Source organism: Blastococcus brunescens (assembly GCF_035320885.1).
In the GTDB taxonomy this organism is placed as follows: domain Bacteria; phylum Actinomycetota; class Actinomycetes; order Mycobacteriales; family Geodermatophilaceae; genus Blastococcus_B; species Blastococcus_B brunescens.
Genome location: NZ_CP141261.1, coordinates 1,899,079 through 1,914,245 on the forward strand (window position 1 = coordinate 1,899,079; position 15,167 = coordinate 1,914,245).

20 protein-coding genes and 1 pseudogene are annotated in these 15,167 nt (G+C 72.9%); 15 read left to right on the forward strand and 6 right to left on the reverse strand.

Annotated features, from left to right (window positions below; translation table 11 throughout):
* The first annotated feature begins 247 nt into the window (after positions 1-247).
* The 4 genes from U6N30_RS12690 (at position 248) to U6N30_RS12705 (ending at position 2,798) form a co-directional block, all read left to right on the forward strand.
* A complete protein-coding gene (locus U6N30_RS12690; protein WP_324277560.1) occupies positions 248-397 on the forward strand; it encodes a hypothetical protein in 150 nt (49 codons plus the stop codon).
* Positions 391-1,089: a PucR family transcriptional regulator ligand-binding domain-containing protein gene (locus U6N30_RS12695; protein ID WP_324277561.1), complete on the forward strand. Its 699-nt coding sequence runs from the start codon at positions 391-393 to the stop codon at positions 1,087-1,089. The genes U6N30_RS12690 and U6N30_RS12695 overlap by 7 nt, the downstream gene beginning before the upstream one ends.
* A complete protein-coding gene (locus tag U6N30_RS12700; protein ID WP_324277562.1) occupies positions 1,032-2,054 on the forward strand; it encodes a PucR family transcriptional regulator in 1,023 nt (340 codons plus the stop codon). The genes U6N30_RS12695 and U6N30_RS12700 overlap by 58 nt, the downstream gene beginning before the upstream one ends.
* 132 nt (positions 2,055-2,186) lie before the next feature.
* Positions 2,187-2,798: a DUF5995 family protein gene (locus U6N30_RS12705; RefSeq protein ID WP_324277563.1), complete on the forward strand. Its 612-nt coding sequence runs from the start codon at positions 2,187-2,189 to the stop codon at positions 2,796-2,798.
* Positions 2,799-2,931: 133 nt separating this feature from the next.
* Here U6N30_RS12705 and U6N30_RS12710 read toward each other — a convergent pair whose 3' ends face one another.
* Entirely contained in the window at positions 2,932-4,476 is a 1,545-nt protein-coding gene (locus tag U6N30_RS12710; RefSeq protein WP_324277564.1) for a helix-turn-helix domain-containing protein, read from the reverse strand.
* 339 nt (positions 4,477-4,815) lie between these two features.
* Positions 4,816-5,208 (reverse strand): hypothetical protein, encoded by a 393-nt coding sequence (locus U6N30_RS33820; RefSeq protein ID WP_422678067.1) that lies wholly within the window; start codon positions 5,206-5,208, stop codon positions 4,816-4,818.
* Between the two features lie 68 nt (positions 5,209-5,276).
* Between U6N30_RS33820 and U6N30_RS12720 the strand changes: the two genes are divergently transcribed.
* The 4 genes from U6N30_RS12720 to U6N30_RS12735 all read left to right on the forward strand — a co-directional run bounded on the left by U6N30_RS12720 (position 5,277) and on the right by U6N30_RS12735 (position 7,125).
* Positions 5,277-5,441 carry a hypothetical protein gene (locus U6N30_RS12720; protein ID WP_324278680.1) on the forward strand — a complete coding sequence of 55 codons (165 nt, stop codon included), beginning with the start codon at positions 5,277-5,279 and terminating at the stop codon, positions 5,439-5,441.
* Positions 5,438-5,746 carry a hypothetical protein gene (locus U6N30_RS12725; RefSeq protein ID WP_324278681.1) on the forward strand — a complete coding sequence of 103 codons (309 nt, stop codon included), beginning with the start codon at positions 5,438-5,440 and terminating at the stop codon, positions 5,744-5,746. The genes U6N30_RS12720 and U6N30_RS12725 overlap by 4 nt, the downstream gene beginning before the upstream one ends.
* On the forward strand, positions 5,695-6,060 hold the full coding sequence (locus tag U6N30_RS12730) for a GyrI-like domain-containing protein (protein WP_324278274.1): 366 nt from the start codon (positions 5,695-5,697) through the stop codon (positions 6,058-6,060). Before U6N30_RS12725 ends, U6N30_RS12730 begins: the two co-directional genes overlap by 52 nt.
* Before the next feature lie 234 nt (positions 6,061-6,294).
* Positions 6,295-7,125 (forward strand): DMT family transporter, encoded by an 831-nt coding sequence (locus U6N30_RS12735; protein WP_324277565.1) that lies wholly within the window; start codon positions 6,295-6,297, stop codon positions 7,123-7,125.
* 235 nt (positions 7,126-7,360) lie between these two features.
* On the opposite strand, the gene U6N30_RS12740 is transcribed toward U6N30_RS12735, so the two are convergent.
* The 4 genes from U6N30_RS12740 to U6N30_RS12755 form a co-directional block, all read right to left on the reverse strand.
* Entirely contained in the window at positions 7,361-7,786 is a 426-nt protein-coding gene (locus U6N30_RS12740) for a hypothetical protein (RefSeq protein ID WP_324277566.1), read from the reverse strand.
* Positions 7,765-8,577 (reverse strand): hypothetical protein, encoded by an 813-nt coding sequence (locus U6N30_RS12745; RefSeq protein ID WP_324277567.1) that lies wholly within the window; start codon positions 8,575-8,577, stop codon positions 7,765-7,767. Before U6N30_RS12745 ends, U6N30_RS12740 begins: the two co-directional genes overlap by 22 nt.
* A 22-nt stretch (positions 8,578-8,599) precedes the next feature.
* A complete protein-coding gene (locus tag U6N30_RS12750; protein ID WP_324277568.1) occupies positions 8,600-8,800 on the reverse strand; it encodes a hypothetical protein in 201 nt (66 codons plus the stop codon).
* A gap of 76 nt (positions 8,801-8,876) precedes the next feature.
* The gene (locus tag U6N30_RS12755; protein ID WP_324277569.1) at positions 8,877-9,233 is read right to left on the reverse strand and encodes a hypothetical protein; all 357 of its coding nucleotides are present in this window, start codon (positions 9,231-9,233) and stop codon (positions 8,877-8,879) included.
* A 517-nt stretch (positions 9,234-9,750) separates the two neighbouring features.
* On the opposite strand from U6N30_RS12755, the gene U6N30_RS12760 reads away from it, so the two are divergent.
* From U6N30_RS12760 to U6N30_RS12790, 7 genes and pseudogenes are all read left to right on the forward strand, one after another.
* Positions 9,751-10,194 carry a hypothetical protein gene (locus tag U6N30_RS12760; protein ID WP_324277570.1) on the forward strand — a complete coding sequence of 148 codons (444 nt, stop codon included), beginning with the start codon at positions 9,751-9,753 and terminating at the stop codon, positions 10,192-10,194.
* Positions 10,195-10,204: 10 nt separating this feature from the next.
* Positions 10,205-10,795 (forward strand): hypothetical protein, encoded by a 591-nt coding sequence (locus U6N30_RS12765; protein WP_324277571.1) that lies wholly within the window; start codon positions 10,205-10,207, stop codon positions 10,793-10,795.
* Positions 10,796-10,871: 76 nt separating this feature from the next.
* Positions 10,872-11,189, forward strand: coding sequence for a hypothetical protein (locus U6N30_RS12770; protein WP_324277572.1), 318 nt, complete (start codon positions 10,872-10,874; stop codon positions 11,187-11,189).
* A 116-nt stretch (positions 11,190-11,305) separates the two neighbouring features.
* On the forward strand, positions 11,306-12,529 hold the full coding sequence (locus U6N30_RS12775; protein WP_324277573.1) for an endonuclease/exonuclease/phosphatase family protein: 1,224 nt from the start codon (positions 11,306-11,308) through the stop codon (positions 12,527-12,529).
* A 161-nt stretch (positions 12,530-12,690) separates the two neighbouring features.
* Positions 12,691-13,848 (forward strand): annotated as a pseudogene (locus U6N30_RS12780) (metallophosphoesterase); the annotation flags it as partial.
* 356 nt (positions 13,849-14,204) lie between these two features.
* Entirely contained in the window at positions 14,205-14,666 is a 462-nt protein-coding gene (locus U6N30_RS12785; protein WP_324278275.1) for a 5'-nucleotidase, read from the forward strand.
* Positions 14,585-15,157 carry a hypothetical protein gene (locus U6N30_RS12790; RefSeq protein WP_324277574.1) on the forward strand — a complete coding sequence of 191 codons (573 nt, stop codon included), beginning with the start codon at positions 14,585-14,587 and terminating at the stop codon, positions 15,155-15,157. Before U6N30_RS12785 ends, U6N30_RS12790 begins: the two co-directional genes overlap by 82 nt.
* Positions 15,158-15,167 lie beyond the last annotated feature (10 nt).

A 15,167-nucleotide genomic window follows, 5' to 3' on the forward strand; every position in this document is an offset into this window, starting at 1 on the left:
GCGCGTCGCACGCCGTCTCATGGCGGAACTCGCCAAGAATGGACCCCGGCGTCCGGGGACACCTGACAGGCTCGTGGGGTGTGGCAACCTGGACCGCGACAAGAGGGGGATACGTCGTGACCCAGGGTGATGCTTCACTCATCATGCCGACGCACCGTGATGGATCCGTTCCTTTCCGGCGTAACTGGGCTGTCGACGAGTCGCGGGTGGAGGTCCCCGCGACGATCGCACCAGCTGGCAGGAGCGGATGGGCCTCACGGTCGAGGAGGCGCTCCAGCTCCGCGGGCTCGCGGGCACCTCCGTCGCCGCCGGCGGTTCGGGGCTGGGGCGCGTGGTCCGGCACATGGTGGTCGACGACCCGGCGAACCCCTCTCGGCGGCCGGCCCCGACGTGCTGATCGTCCTCGGTGCGCGATTGCCGCCCGCCGACCCGGCGAACTACCGCGCGCTCGTCGAGCGGCTGGACTCCATGGGCACCGCAGCGCTGGCCTTCCGGCGCACGGAGGGTCCGGCACCCGTACCGGGCGAGGTCCTCGCCGAGGCCGAGCGCAGAGGCCTCCCGGTGCTGGCGCTGCCCGGCGGGGTCCGGCTGGACGAGATCGTGTCCGAGGTGCTCGGCGCGGTCGTCAGCAAGCAGAGCCAGGCGCTCGCACTCTCCTCCCGCATGGACGACGAGTTCATGGAGGTCGCCCTCACCGGCGGCGGGCTCGCCGAGGTCACCCAGCGCTTGGCGGTCATGCTCGAGGGGACCGCCGTCCTCGGGCTGGGTCCCGACCGCGAGGTCGTTACCAGCGCGGGGCCGCGGGACGACGTCGTGGAGATCAGCGACTGGCTGTGGCTGCTGGACGCCGCCGCCGACGACGAGCTGGCCGCCATGACGCCCTCGCGCCGGCTGTCCGGCGTCCGGGCCGACCAGACGGTGGTGACCCCAGCCGACCTGGACGCCGACGCCTCGCCGGCCGACGGCATCCTGCTCGTGCCCGGTCACCACCAGCTGCCGGGCGGGGTGGGGAGTACGCGGTCGCCCCGATCATGGCCGGCGACCAACGGCACGGCTGGCTGGTGGCGGTGCACCGCAGCGGGGCGATGATGCTCGGCGCCGGTGGCGTGCTCGAGCGGGCCGCCGTCATCGCCGCGCTCTCGGTCATCCGCCTCCAGGCGGTCCACTCGGTGGAGCTGCGCTTCCAGGGCGACCTCGTGCGCCGGCTGGTGGGCGGCTCGGTCGGCCACACGGAACGGACCCTCGCCTACACGCGCTCCTTCGGCTGGCGGCTCGACGGGCCGGTCGCGGTGCTGGTCACCGCCACCGAGACCGTCGCCGACGCGACCGCCGACCCGACCAGGGCGCTCGACGTCCTCGACCGGCTGGCCGACGGGTGGCGCGCCGCCCTGGAGCCCGAGGTCGCCGGAGCAGCGGTGGCTGGGCTCGCCACCGAGATCGTGACGCTGTTGCCCCTCGACGGCCGGACGGCCGAGGAGGTGTCCGCCCTCGTCGCTGCCGTCACCTCACGGGTCAACGGCCGGCTGCGCCGGGTGGGCCGCCTGCTCGGCACGGGGATCGGCCGGCCCGCGGACTCCCTGTCGGCGCTGCAGGAGGCCCATCGCCAGGCGCAGCGCGCCCTGGGCGTCGGTCAGGAGATCCACGGCGGCTCCGCGGTCACGCACTTCGACCAGCTGGGCGTGTTCCGCCTGCTGTCGCTGATCCCCGACAGCACCGAGCTGCGGACCTACGTCGACGAGGTGCTCGGCTCGCTGGCCGACGCCGCCGACGCCGACTCCGCCGACCTGCGGGAGACGCTGCGCGTCCTGCTCGAGACCAACCTCAACGTGGCCGAGTCCGCGCGTCGGCTGCACTTCCACTACAACACCATGCGCTACCGGATCGGGAAGCTGGAGCGGCTGCTCGGTCCGTTCACCACGGACCCGACGCTGCGGCTGAACCTCCTGCTGGCCCTGCACGCGGCCCGCATGCGCGGCCTCGACCAGCCCCACCGGCCGCCCGTCGACGCGGGGCTGGGCCTCTCGCCGGACGAGGGCCTGGACGCGCTCCTCTGAGGAAGACCCCATGACGGACGCCGTCGGTGCGCTGGTGGCGCGGATGGGGGCGCTGCTCGCTCCGCTGGAAGCCGACGGCGACCCTGCGAGGTTCTTCCTCGGCACGTACCTGCGCACCACGCAGGCGGTGGGGTGGCGCTGGCCCGGGGGCGGTTCGAGGACCTGGCGTGGGTCACCGGGTGGGACGTCGCCTTCGCCGACCTGTACCTCGATGCCCTCACCCTCCACCGGGCCTCGCCGGACGCGGTCGCCGGACCCTGGCGGCTGGCCTTCGGCGCGGCCCCGGGCCTACCGCCCGAGGCGCACGTGCTGCTCGGGATGAACGCGCACATCAACTACGACCTGCCGCAGTCCCTGATCGCGGTCATCCCGTCCGAGGACTTCGCCTCGCCGTCCCTGCTGGACCGCCGTCGGCGCGACCACGAACGGATCGACGACGTCCTGGCCTCCCGGATCGCCGAGGAGGACGTCGCGCTCCAGCGGGTGGGCGGCCGCCGGACACCGCTGGACCGGCTGCTCGCACCGGTCAACCGCCGGGCCAGCCGCGCCTTCCTGCGCGAGTCACGCCGCAAGGTGTGGGCCAATACGTACGCGCTGCACGCCGCGCGGCTGGAGGGCCCGGCTGCCTACGCGGTCCGCGTCAGCGATCTCGAGGCAGCCAGCGCGGAGCGGGTCGCCGACCTGCTGCGTCCGGGTCCGGTGCTGGTGCGGCTGGCCGTGCACGGCTTCGGCGTCACCCTCTGAACCGCCGTCCAGCCCCGCCGGACGCCGTCCTCTCGCCTGAGCGGCACGGATGTCCGGCCCCGTCCAGAGGCTCGCGCCGAGCGTGCGAGGCGTGAGGAGGACGGGGTCCTTCCGCTGATCATCATGGGGCGGTTCAGTCGTGGAAGACCTCGATCGAGGCGCCCATCTCGACCAGGCGCTCGTAGAGCTGCTCGTAGCCGCGCGCGATGATGTCGACGTTGCGCAGCACCGAGGTGCCCTTGGCCGCGAGCATGGCCAGCAGGATGACCACGGCCGGCCGCAGCGCGGGCGGGCAGATGACCTCCGCGCTGGACCAGTGCGTCGGCCCGTTGACCAGGACGCGGTGCGGGTCCATCAGCCGGACGTCGGCGCCGAGGCGGGTCAGGTCCGACAGGTGGATGGCGCGGTTGTCGTAGACCCAGTCGTGGATCAGGGTCGAGCCGCTCGCCTGCGCGGCGATGACGGCGAAGAACGGCAGGTTGTCGATGTTGAGGCCCGGGAACGGCATCGGGTGGATCTTGTCGATCGGTGCGCGCAGCTCGGACGGGTGGATCGTGATGTCGGCCAGCCGGGTGTGCCCGTTGTCGGCGAGGTACTCCGCGGAGAGCTCGTAGCGCAGACCCATCTCGGCGAGGACGGCCAGCTCGATCTCCAGGAAGTCGACCGGCGCGCGCTGCACGGTCAGCTCCGAGCCGGTGACGATGCCGGCGGTCAGCAGGCTCATCGCCTCCACCGGGTCCTCGCTGATCGTGTAGTCGACGTCGGCGTCCAGCACCGGCCGGCCGTGGACGACCAGAGTCGTCGTCCCGAGGCCCTCGATGCCGACGCCGAGCAGCTCCAGGTACAGGCAGAGGTCCTGCACCATGTAGTTGGAGCTGGCGTTGCGGATGACCGTCGTCCCGTCGGTGCGCGCGGCGGCGAGCAGGGCGTTCTCGGTCACGGTGTCGCCGCGCTCGGTCAGCACGATGGCCCGCCCCGGCGCCCCGGTGTGCCGCACGGTGGCGTGGTACTCGCCGGCCCGCGCCTCCACCTCGAGGCCGAACGGCCGCAGCGCGATCATGTGCGGCTGCACCGTGCGCGTGCCGAGGTCGCAGCCACCGGCGTAGGGCAGCCCGAAGGTCTGCGCGCGGTGCAGCAGCGGGCCGAGGAACATGATGATGCTGCGGGTGCGCCGCGCCGCGTCGGCGTCGATGGCGGCCAGGTCGAGCTCGTCCGGGACGGCGAGCGTGAGGTCGTGGCCCTCGGTGTCCCAGGTCGCGACGACGCCGATGGACCGCAGCACGTCGAGCAGGCGCTCCACCTCGACGATCCGGGCCACGTTGCGCAACGTCGTCCGGCCGCGGTTGAGCAGCGCCGCGCACAGCAGGGCGACGGCGGCGTTCTTGGAGGACTTCACCGCGACGCTGCCGCGCAGCGGCCGTCCGCCCTCGACGCGCAGGTGGGTGGGGCCGGTCGGGCCCAGGCTGATCAGCTCGCTCTCCAGCGCAGCGGACAGCCGGCCCAGCAGCTCGAGGGTGAGGTTCTGGTTGCCCTGCTCGATCCGGGCCACCGCGCTCTGGCTGGTGCCGAGGCGCTCGGCCAGCTGCTGCTGGGTGAGGCCCCGATGGCGGCGGGCGTCGCGGACGAGGGAACCGATCCGCATCATTGCGGTATCGGTCGGTGCGTCGGTGAGTGTCACGGCGCCACGTTATCTCTCGTGTGAGATAGAGCCTGGTTCCGACCCGCAGAGGGCGGTCATGAGATGCAGCCGGCGCAACGCTTCGCGGGCCCACTCCTCCTCGGACAGGGTCGTGACGAAGGTGCCCCTCCGGTCGAAGAGGACGGCGCGGAAGGGCACGGGCGCATTCTCGAAGCCGCGGGGGCTGTGCCGGGGCGGGGCCCCGCGACAGACTGCACGGCGTGGACGTACTCGTGACCGGCGCGACCGGTCGGCTCGGCACCCGGCTCCTCGACCCGTTGCAGGCGGCGGGGCACTCCGTGCGGCAGATGTCGCGGCGTGGCACCGGGCCCGGCGGCGTCAGGGTGACCTGGCCTCCGGCTTCGACCTGCGGCAGGCGCTGGCCGGCGCCGAGGTCGTCGTCCACGCGGCGAGCGACCCCCAGGGGATCCGTGGCAGGTCGACGTGGCCGGCACCCGTCGCCTGGTGGAGGCGGTCGACCGCGACCGGCTCCGGCACCTGGTCTACATCTCGATCGTCGGGGTGGACCGGATCCCGTACGGCTACTACCGCGCGAAGTTCGCCGCCGAGCAGGTGCTGCTGGCCTCCGGGCTGCCGGTGACCCTGCTGCGGGTCACCCAGTTCCACGACTTCGTGGACTTCCTGCTCGACGCCGCGCGCAAGGGGCCCGTCCTGCCCGTGCCGATGGGGTGGCGGGTGCAGCCCGTGGACGTCGGCGAGGTCGCGCAGCACGTCGTCGACGTCGTGGGCCGGCCCGCGACGGCTGGCGTCGTCGAGTTCGGGGGCCGGAGGACATGTCCGTGGCCGATCTGGCCCGATCGTGGGCGGCCGTCCGGGCGCCGGGCACCCACGTCGTGGCGACGCCGGTCCCCGGCAAGCTCGGGTCCGCGTTGCGGGACGGCGCGGCGGTCCCGACCGGCGGGGAGCGGGGACGCCGGACCTACGGCCAGCACCTGCAGGGATGACCACCACGCTGGACCTCAGGCGGGAGCTGCGCGGGCTGTACTCGGCCGCGCCGGAGCCGGCGCTCGTCGACGTGCCGGACCTGGCGTTCCTCATGATCGACGGCCACGGCGACCCCAACAGTGCACCGGCCTATCCGTCCGCCGTCCAGGCGCTCTACTCCGTCGCCTACGCCGTCCGGTTCGCCCTCGAGCGGGGCCGGCCGCCCTCGACGCGCGGGTCATGCCGCTGGAAGGGCTGTGGTGGACCGACGACATGGCCACCTTCTCCACCGACGACAAGTCCGACTGGGACTGGACGCTCATGATCCTGCTGCCCGAACAGGCCACGACCGAGCTCGTGGAGGAAGCCCGCACCCGGACGGCGGAGAAGAAGGGACTCGAGGCGATCGGCCGCGTCCGGTTCGAGCGCTTCGCGGAGGGCCCGGCTGCGCAGGTCCTGCACGTCGGGCCGTACAGCGCCGAAGGGCCCACGGTCGCGGCCCTGCACGCGTTCATCGCCGAGCAGGGGTGCCTCCTGTCGGGCAGGCACCACGAGATCTACCTGGGCGATCCCCGGCGGGCGGCGCCGGAGAAGCTCAGGACGATCGTGCGGCAGCCCGTAGCCGGCCCGCAGGCCTGATCGGGACCCCGGGGCGCCCTGGACGGGGCCACTCCTGCCAGATCTCGCGGTGGGACGGACACCGCGGGCGCGGAGGCCGAAAACCGCCGGAAACCGTCGGGCCCGCCACCTAGTGTCCGCCCGTGAGCATCCAGACCCCGAGCCTCGCGCTGCCCTCCGCTCCGCCCGACGGGCGCACGATCGCCGCCGTCGTCGTCACCGTCCTCGCCTGGGCATCGGCCTTCGTGGCCATCCGTGGCGTGGGGAGGACGTCTCCCGGGAGCGCTCGCGCTGGGCCGGCTGCTGATCGGCACGGCGGTGCTGGGCCTGCTCATGGCGGGCCGCGCCTGGGTGCGGCCAGAGGGCCGGGAGTGGGTCCTGCTGGCCGTCTGCGGCATCGGCTGGTTCGGCATCTACAACGTGGCGCTCAACGCCGCCGAGCAGCACCTCGACGCCGGCACGACCGCGATGCTGGTCAACATCGGCCCGATCCTCATCGCGGTCTTCGCCGGGCTGCTGCTCGGTGAGGGCTTCCCGCGCTGGCTCGTCGTCGGCGTGGCCGTCGCCTTCGCCGGCGTCGTCCTGATCGGTGTGGCCACCCGGGGCGCGGAGACCGACGTGGTGGGAGTGGTGCTGTGCGTCGTCGCCGCGGTCACCTACGCGGCGGGTGTGGTGGCGCAGAAGCCGCTGCTGCGCAGGCTGCCGGGCCTGCAGGTCACATTCATGGCGTGCGCGACGGGCGCGGTCTGCTGCCTGCCCTGGGCCGGTGCTCTGGCCGACGACCTCGGGACGGCGCCCGCGGGTTCGGTGCTCGGGATGGTCTACCTGGGCGCGGTGCCGACGGCGCTGGCGTTCAGCACCTGGGCGTACGCGCTGCGGCGGATGGACGCCGGAAGGCTCGGCGTCACCACCTACCTCGTGCCGCCGCTGGTCATCCTGCTGGGCTGGCTGCTGCTCGACGAGGTGCCGCCGGCGCTGGCGCTCGTGGGCGGCGCGGTCTGCCTGGCCGGGGTCGCGCTGTCCCGCCGCCGCGACCGCGTGCGGTCACCGGTGCCGGTGGCGCAGGCCGCCGGCCCGACCGCGTGAGTCAGAGACAGGCGCGCGGGTTCCCGGCCGGCGGGAGCTCCCCGGGCACGATGCGCCCGGCCGGAGACGTCGTGCGCGATCAGGCGCAGCCCGTTCCCGTGCTCACCGGGCGCCCAGGGCTCAACGCCTCCTGCGCATGGGTTATCCGCCCGAGACGCCCGCCGGGGTGGTCAGCGGCCGGCGGGCGGTCGCGGACGTGCTGCGGTTCGAGCTTGCCGGCAGTTGACCGCGCGCATCAGTCGCGGCGGCCGCTGCCCGCCCACGGGTCCTCGAGCTCCCCGGCGTCGGCGTCCGTCCGGCTCCCGCTCGTCGTCCGGAGGGCGGCCTCCAGCGCCTCGTCCCGCTCCCGGGCACGTGATGCGCGCTCGTCCCGGGCCTGCGCGCGCAGCTCGCGGCGACCGGGTCGCGCCTCCTGGACGTCGGCCGTCGTCGGCGGGCCCAGCCGCCACAGCGCCAACGCCGCCAGCGCCAGACCCAGCGGCAGGGGATAGGCAGCGACGCGTTCCGTGCCGCCCTCGCCCAGGTACCCGGTGACCCCGGTCAGGAAGAAGGCCGTCGCCGCGGTGGCGACCAGTCCCAGCAGTGCCAGCGTGGTGCCGAGGACTTCGGATCGGGGGCGCACCGCGTAGGCCAGCGCGATCAGGCCCAGGCCGCCGCCCACGAAGTAGAGGACGGCGCCGACCGCGTGCGCGGTCGCGTTGCCGTCGGTGGGGAAGACGCCGACGAGCAGGACCCCGAGCGACGACGCCCCCAGCAGGTACGGGACGACCGCGGCGGCGCCCGCAGGAGGGCCGGTCGGAGCAGCAGCGCTCCGGCCAGGATGAGCCCGGCCTGGACGACGAAGGAGGCGTTCATCAGCTGGCGGCCGGCCGAGTCGGAGGCGCCCAGGGCGCTGATCACGTCGTCCACGCGGGAGTAGGGGCCCTCGACGCGCAGCTGGGCCAGCGTCTCCAGGACGAAGAACTGCAGGGTCAGCAGCCAGGAGAGCGCACCCCAGCGGATCCGGTTCCGGTTCACGGCGCCCATCGTCCCAGGCCGCCTCCGCCGGCTCGGTCCAGCACGGCGGCGAACTGCCGTGCCGACAGCCACGAGGGGTTGCTGCCGGCCGGCATGCGGAGCACTTCGGCGTCGCACGAGCGGGATCGCCGAGGAGCGCGGCCCGGGGATCGGCACGTCGAGCAGGCACAGCCGCACGTGCACGACCGGGCCGTCCCGGCGGTCGTCCACACCGTCGGCGATCTCGCCCAGTGCGTGGACGCCCGGTTGCTCCCGGCCGCTGAGCCAGAGCAGGCAGGGCTGACCCGGCTCGATCAGGGTCAGCCGGTACGAGCGGCGCACGCAGCGGTCGAGGACCCGCTCGCCCGGCGCCGACCAGCCGGGAGCGGCCTCTGCCGGTGGGCGGGAGGTCTTGAGCACCCAGCAGGCGACGTCGCCGGAGGACAGCCGCGCCACGTCGCCTGCTGGGGTTCTGGTGTCAGTCGGTCGCGGAGTGGAACTCGGCGCCGGCCGGGTCCGCGTCGTCGGAGCCCACTGCCTGCCGCTCCTGCTCGGTGCGGTGCTCGAGGACCTCGTCGCCCGGGTGCGGGTCCTTGGCGTGCTGCGTGCGGTCGCGGGTGACGTTCTCCTCGGGCTGGATGATGTCGTCGAGGTTCGGGGTGTCGTGCGGGCCGGTCATCGGTGCTCCGTCCATCTGGCGAGATCGTCTGCACCGAGGCCATAGCCGTGACCGGTGGGCGCAAACCCCGCCGGCGTCAGCGTGGCTCCAGGCGCGCGGCCGGGAGCCACGCCTCGACGAGGGCGGGGCCGTGCGGACCGGTGACGGTGTAGGCCACGCGTCCCTGCCACCCGCCGCTGCGCTGACGCCACTCCACGAGCAGGCCCGGCCAGGTGCCCGGGGCGTCGGGCGGGTCGCGCACCCAGCAGTGCCGGCCTTCGCCGCCGTTCCCCGCTGCCGCGTAGCCGGGCGTCCGTCCTTCCGAGAGCGGGGGCGGATCGGACGGCGGCCCGGGGTGCACGGTCGGTCCGGGATCCTCGACCCGGACGCCGGAGTTGGCCGCCCGCTCCCCGAGGGAGCGCCCCGAGGTTCCTCGATGCATGCCGCCGGCCATGCTCCGAAGTCTCGCACGCCCATCGAACACGCGTTCGATACAGGGTCGACGTCGTTCCACGGCGCGTCGTCCCGACACGCTGGAGCGGATCGGTGTGACAACGGACACCCGATTTCACCTGGCCTCGGCGCCGTATCCGTCGTATCGCCACGGGGTGCTCGTCGGTGAAGTCGCGACGATGCGCTGATCTTCCATTGCAGACGGTGAGGAAGGTGACAGGTCAACCGTTATCAGGCGTCGAGATGTGGTCATCGCGTCACCTCCCCGTCACTGAGCGCTCATACGGTGCCGCCGTCATCCCTCCCTCGGAAGGAACACGCGTGCCCGAACATCCCGGCACCACGCCCCTCGCGCCGCCGCTCGTGCGGTCGCACGGCGTGCTGTCCTCGGCACCGCGGCTGCGTCCATCGCAGTCGTCGGACTTCCCCTCACCGCTCTCGCGGCCCCTCCCACCAGCCCCTTCATCTCCGAGATCCACTACGACAACGACAGCACTGATGTCGGCGAGTTCGTCGAGGTGCAGCTGCCCGCCGGCACCACCTCCGCAGGCTTGTCGGTCGTGCTCTACAACGGCAGCGGTGGGGCGTCCTACTCGACGCGCACGCTGCCCACGGTGACCGCTCCCGCAGACGGCCCGGCCGTCGCGGTCCTGGACTACCCGTCGAACGGCATCCAGAACGGCAGCCCCGACGGCGTGGCCCTCGTCTCCGACGGCACCGTGCTCGAGTTCCTGTCCTACGAGGGCACCTTCGCTGCCACCAACGGCCCTGCCGCCGGCACGACGAGCACCGACATCGGAGTGCAGGAGGCCGGCTCGAGCCTGCGGGGCAGTCGCTGTCCCGCGTGTACGACGCCGCTACCGACGCCCTCGTGTGGTCCGGCCCGGCAGCGGCCACCCCGGCGCCGTCAACGGGGCCCCGGCTCCGGACCCCGACCCGGAGCCCGACCCCGGGCCGGGTGAGGTCTGCGACGTGACGCCGACGCATGAGATCGGCGAAGTGCAGGGGTCCGGGGACGTCACCCCGCTCGACGGCCAGCAGGTCACCGTGCGGGGCGTCGTGGTCGGCGACCTGCCGGGCATGTCGGGCTTCTTCCTGCAGGACACCGATGGCGACGGCGACACCGCCACGTCCGACGGGATCTTCGTGTTCAGCCCGCTCGAGGTCGATCTCGGCGACACGGTCGCGGTGACCGGCGAGGCGCAGGAGTACTTCGAGCAGACGCAGATCAGTTCCCAGAACGGGGCCGAGACCTGCGCCGATGGCACGGCCGCCGACCTTCCCGCGCCCGCAGCGCTGGACCTGCCCGCCGACGACGCCGCGCGTGAGCAGCTCGAGGGCATGCTCGTCGAGCCGGTCGACACCCTCACCGTCAGCGAGGTCTACGAGCTCACGATCTACGGCGACCTCACCCTGTCCGAGGACGGCCTGCTCGTGCAGCCGACCGAGCTCGCCCGTCCGGGCGCCCAGGCCGAGGCCGTCGCCGCGCAGAACGAGCTCCGCCGGATCGTGCTCGACGACGCCGTCAGCGGCCGGGTCACCCGGAGACGGCGCCCTACCTGACACCGGAGAACCCCGTGCGGGTCGGCGACGTGCTGACCTTCACCGAGCCGCTGGTCCTGGGCTACGGGTTCGACCAGTGGCGCCTGTTCCCGGCCGACGGCACGGCCGAAGGGTCTTCGCCCCGCAGAACACGCGTCCGGAGTCGCCCGACGAGGTCGGCGGCGATGTCCAGCTGGGCGCGTTCAACGTCCTCAACTACTTCCTCACCTTCGGCGGGGTGGGCCGCGGCGCCGCGAACCAGGCGGAGTTCGAGGAGCAGGCCGCCAAGATCGTCACCGCCATCAACGAGATGGACGCCGACGTCCTGGCGCTCATGGAGATCGAGGACACCGACTCCACCGGGCTCACCCCGGGGACGCCGACACGGCCCTCGCCGACCTGGTCACCCGGCTGAACGCCGCTGCCGGCGAGGACAAGTGGGCCTTCGCCGCCTTTCCGGAGGAGCTGTACGAGGTCGACCGCGACGTCATCCGCAACGCGATCATCTACCAGCCCTCGGCCGTGACGCCGGTGGGCGAGTCGGTCGGACTGGTCGACGAGGAGAACTTCGACAACGCCCGCGAGCCCATCGCGCAGACGTTCGAGGCCGACGGTGACACGTTCACCGTCATCGCCAACCACCTCAAGTCCAAGGGTGCCGGCGGTGCCAGCGGCGACAACGCCGACCAGGGTGACGGGCAGGGCGCGTACAACGCCGACCGCACCCGGCAGGCGCAGGCCCTGGCCGGGTTCGTCGAGACCCTGCAGGCCAGCACCGGTGACGACGACGTGCTGGTGCTCGGCGACCTCAACGCGTACTCCCAGGAGGACCCGATCGAGCTGCTCCGGGAGGCCGGTCTCACCGACCTGGGCACGCAGTTCGACGAGGGGCGATACAGCTACGTGTTCGACGACATGTCGGGGTCCCTGGACCACGCCATGGCCACCGCGAGCCTGACCGCCAAGGTGACCGACGTCGCGCACTGGAACATCAACTCGGTGGAGTCCTTCGCCTACCAGTACGACGGCGACCCGGAGCTCTACGCACCGCACCAGTTCCGGTCCAGCGACCACGACCCGATCCTCGTCGGCATCGACCTGACCGAGTCGGCCGAGCCGGAGCCGGAGGTCGGCAATCCCACGGGCATTGCCAACGGCAACAGCTGGATCCATCCGCAGGACCAGGTGGCCTACATCGCCGGCTACTTCGTGAACACCGACAGCGTGCCGGTCCAGGTGCGCCTGCTCACCGACCACGGCCAGTCGGAGGCGCAGACGGTGGCCCCGGGAGCGGCGGGCTACCTCACCGTCGACACCGGACTGGCCGAGCTGCCCGCAGGCACGGCCACGCTGCGCGTCTACAAGAACGTGGGTGGCCAGGGCTACCAGTCGCTGTTCCCGGTCACCTACCCGGGCCGCAGCGCCACCGGCACGCCTCCGCCCGGGACGGGCAACCCGACAGGGGTGGCCAACGGCAACAGCTGGGTGCACCCGCAGGAGCAGGTGGCCTACATCGCCGGCCACTTCGTCAACACCGACAGCGTGCCGGTCGACGTCCGGCTGCTCACCCCGCACGGCCAGTCGCAGGCGCAGCGGGTGGCCCCGGGCCAGGCGGTCTATCTCACGGTGGACACGCAGCTGACCGAGCTGTCGGCGGGCACGGCCACGTTCCGGGTCTACAAGAACGTGGGCGGCAAGGGTTACCAGTCACTGTTCCGGGTCGCCTACCCGGGCCAGAGCGCCGCGGGCGACTAGCTCCGGCTCCGGTGGCGAGCACGTGGCGTCACCGGAATCGGCCGCACCACAGGTGCGGGGCCGGATCCCGTCACGAGGTCCGGCCCTGCACCGGGGCCGGCGAGGTCGGGCTGCTCGTCGCCCGTCCACGCCTTCTCGGCTCCGCATCTCTTCAGCGCACGATGGGACGGAACAGTTCCTCCCATCTCCATCGTCCGATCTCGGGAGTTCTCGATGCATGCAGCACAACGGACGGCGCATGGCGTCGCCGCCGTCACCGCGGCCCTGGCGGGGGTGGGCTGCTCGGGGTATCGCCGGCGCTGGCAGCGCCCGCCACCGACCCGACCGCCACCGCGTCCCAGCCGGCGGTCGGCAATCCGACGGGTGTGGCCAACGGCAACACCTGGATCCACCCGCAGGACCAGGTGGCCTACATCGCCGGCCACTTCGTGAACACCGACAGCGTGCCCGTCGACGTCCGGCTGCTCACCCCGCACGGCCAGTCGGAGGCGCAGCGGGTGGCCCCGGGCGCCGCCGCCTACTTCACCGTGAACACGGGGCTGGCCGAGCTGCCGGCGGGCGAGGCCGAGCTCCGCGTGTACAAGAACGTGGGCGGGCAGGGCTACCAGTCGCTGTTCCCGATTTCCTACCCGGCGCAGAGCGCCGGCGACGGCGGCGGGGACGACGACGGCGTCACGGAACTGCAGTTGCTGGGGATCAACGACTTCCACGGCCGGCTGGCGGATGCCGTGGCCCTCGCGGGCACAGTGGAGGAGCAGCGGGCCCGCGAGGGCGTCGACGCGACGCTCCTGCTGTCGTCGGGTGACAACATCGGCGCCTCGCCGTTCGTCTCCTCCGTGCAGCAGGACGAGCCCACGCTCGAGGTGCTGAACGAGATGGGCCTGCAGGCCTCGGCGGTGGGCAACCACGAGTTCGACCGCGGCTTCGACGACCTGACCGGCCGGGTCGACGGCCTGGCCGACTTCCCCTACCTCGGGGCCAACGTCTACCGGGGCGGGGCGCCGGCGCTGCCGGAGTACGCCCTGCTCGACGCCGGGGGCGTGTCCGTCGGCGTCATCGGTGTCGTCACCCAGGAGACCAGCTCGCTGGTCTCCCCGGCCGGCATCGAGGGCATCACGTTCGGCGACCCGGTGGAGGCCACCAATCGCGTGGTCGACACGCTCACCGACGGGGCGGGTGACGAGGCGGACGTCATCGTCCTGCTCGCCCACGAGGGCGCCCCGGGCAGCGGGTCCCTCGAGGAGGAGCTCGCCCGCGACAGCGCCTTCGCCGCGATCGTGAGCGGTGCGGACGCCGAGGTGGACGCGATCTTCACCGGCCACACGCACCAGAGCTACGCGTGGACGGCGCCGGTCGGCGACAGCGGTGACACCCGGCCGGTCATCCAGACCGGGTCCTACGCGGACGCGCTGGGGCGCATCGCGCTCACCTACGAGGAGGCCACTGACGAGGTGACCGCCTTCACGGTGGAGAACCTGCCGCTCACCGAGCGGTCGGCCGAGGAGCTCATCGCCGCATATCCGCGCGTCGCCGAGGTCGCCGAGACCGTGGCCGCGGCCGAGGCGTACGCCGACGAGGTGGGCAGCGAGGTCATCGGTGAACTGACCGCCGACATCACCCGGGCGTTCACCGCCGACGAGACCGAGGACCGTGGGCGTACTCCGCCCTCGGCGGTCTGGTCGCCGACTCCTACGTCTACGGGACGGAGCTGTCCGCGGGCGCGCCGGCCGACCTCGGCCTGGTCAACCCCGGCGGGCTGCGCGCCGACCTCTCGTACGCCGAGGGCGGTGAGCCGGGCGAGATCACCGTGGCGGAGGCCAACGAGGTGACGCCGTTCGCCAACGACCTGGTCGTCGTCACGCTGACCGGCGAGCAGCTCGTCCAGGTCCTCGAGCAGCAGTGGCAGCCGGCCGGCAGCTCGCGTCCGTTCCTGGCGCTGGGCACGTCCGAGGAGCTCACCTGGTCCTACGACCCGGAGGCACCGGTCGGCGAGCGGATCATCGTCGACAGCATCCGGATCGCGGGGAGCCGATCGACCTGGGCGCGGACTACCGGGTGGCCACCAACAGCTTCCTGGCCTCCGGCGGCGACAACTTCGCCGCCTTCACCGAGGGCACCACGGAGGGGACGGGTCTGATCGACTTCGACGCCTTCCAGGCCTACATCGAGGACAACTCGCCTCTCAGCCCGGAGGACTACACCGGCCGGGTCAGCGTCGGTGAGGCCGAGGAGCCGCAGGCCCCCGCCGCAGCCGTGACGGCGTCGTCGACGGAGGTCGCGGCGCGCGACCGGGTGACGATCTCGGTCACCGGGTTCGGGCCGTCCGAGCGGGTCGTGGTGACCCTGGACGGCGAGCGGCTCGGCCGCATCCGCACCGATGCCGAGGGCGCCGGTTCGGCGGAGGTCCGCATCCCCCGCGGGGTCGAGGCCGGTCCGGCCGACATCCTGGCCACGGGCGCTGACTCCGACCGCACCGCCACCGTGCAGGTGCAGGTGACCGAGCCGGGCCGGCCCGGGAACGGGAACGGGAATGGAAACGGCAATGGAGGCAGCCCGAACCCGGGCCAGTTCCTGACCACGTTCCAGGAGCTGCTCCGCAACCTCCTGCGCGGCTGGTTCGGCGGCTGAGCACCGTGCC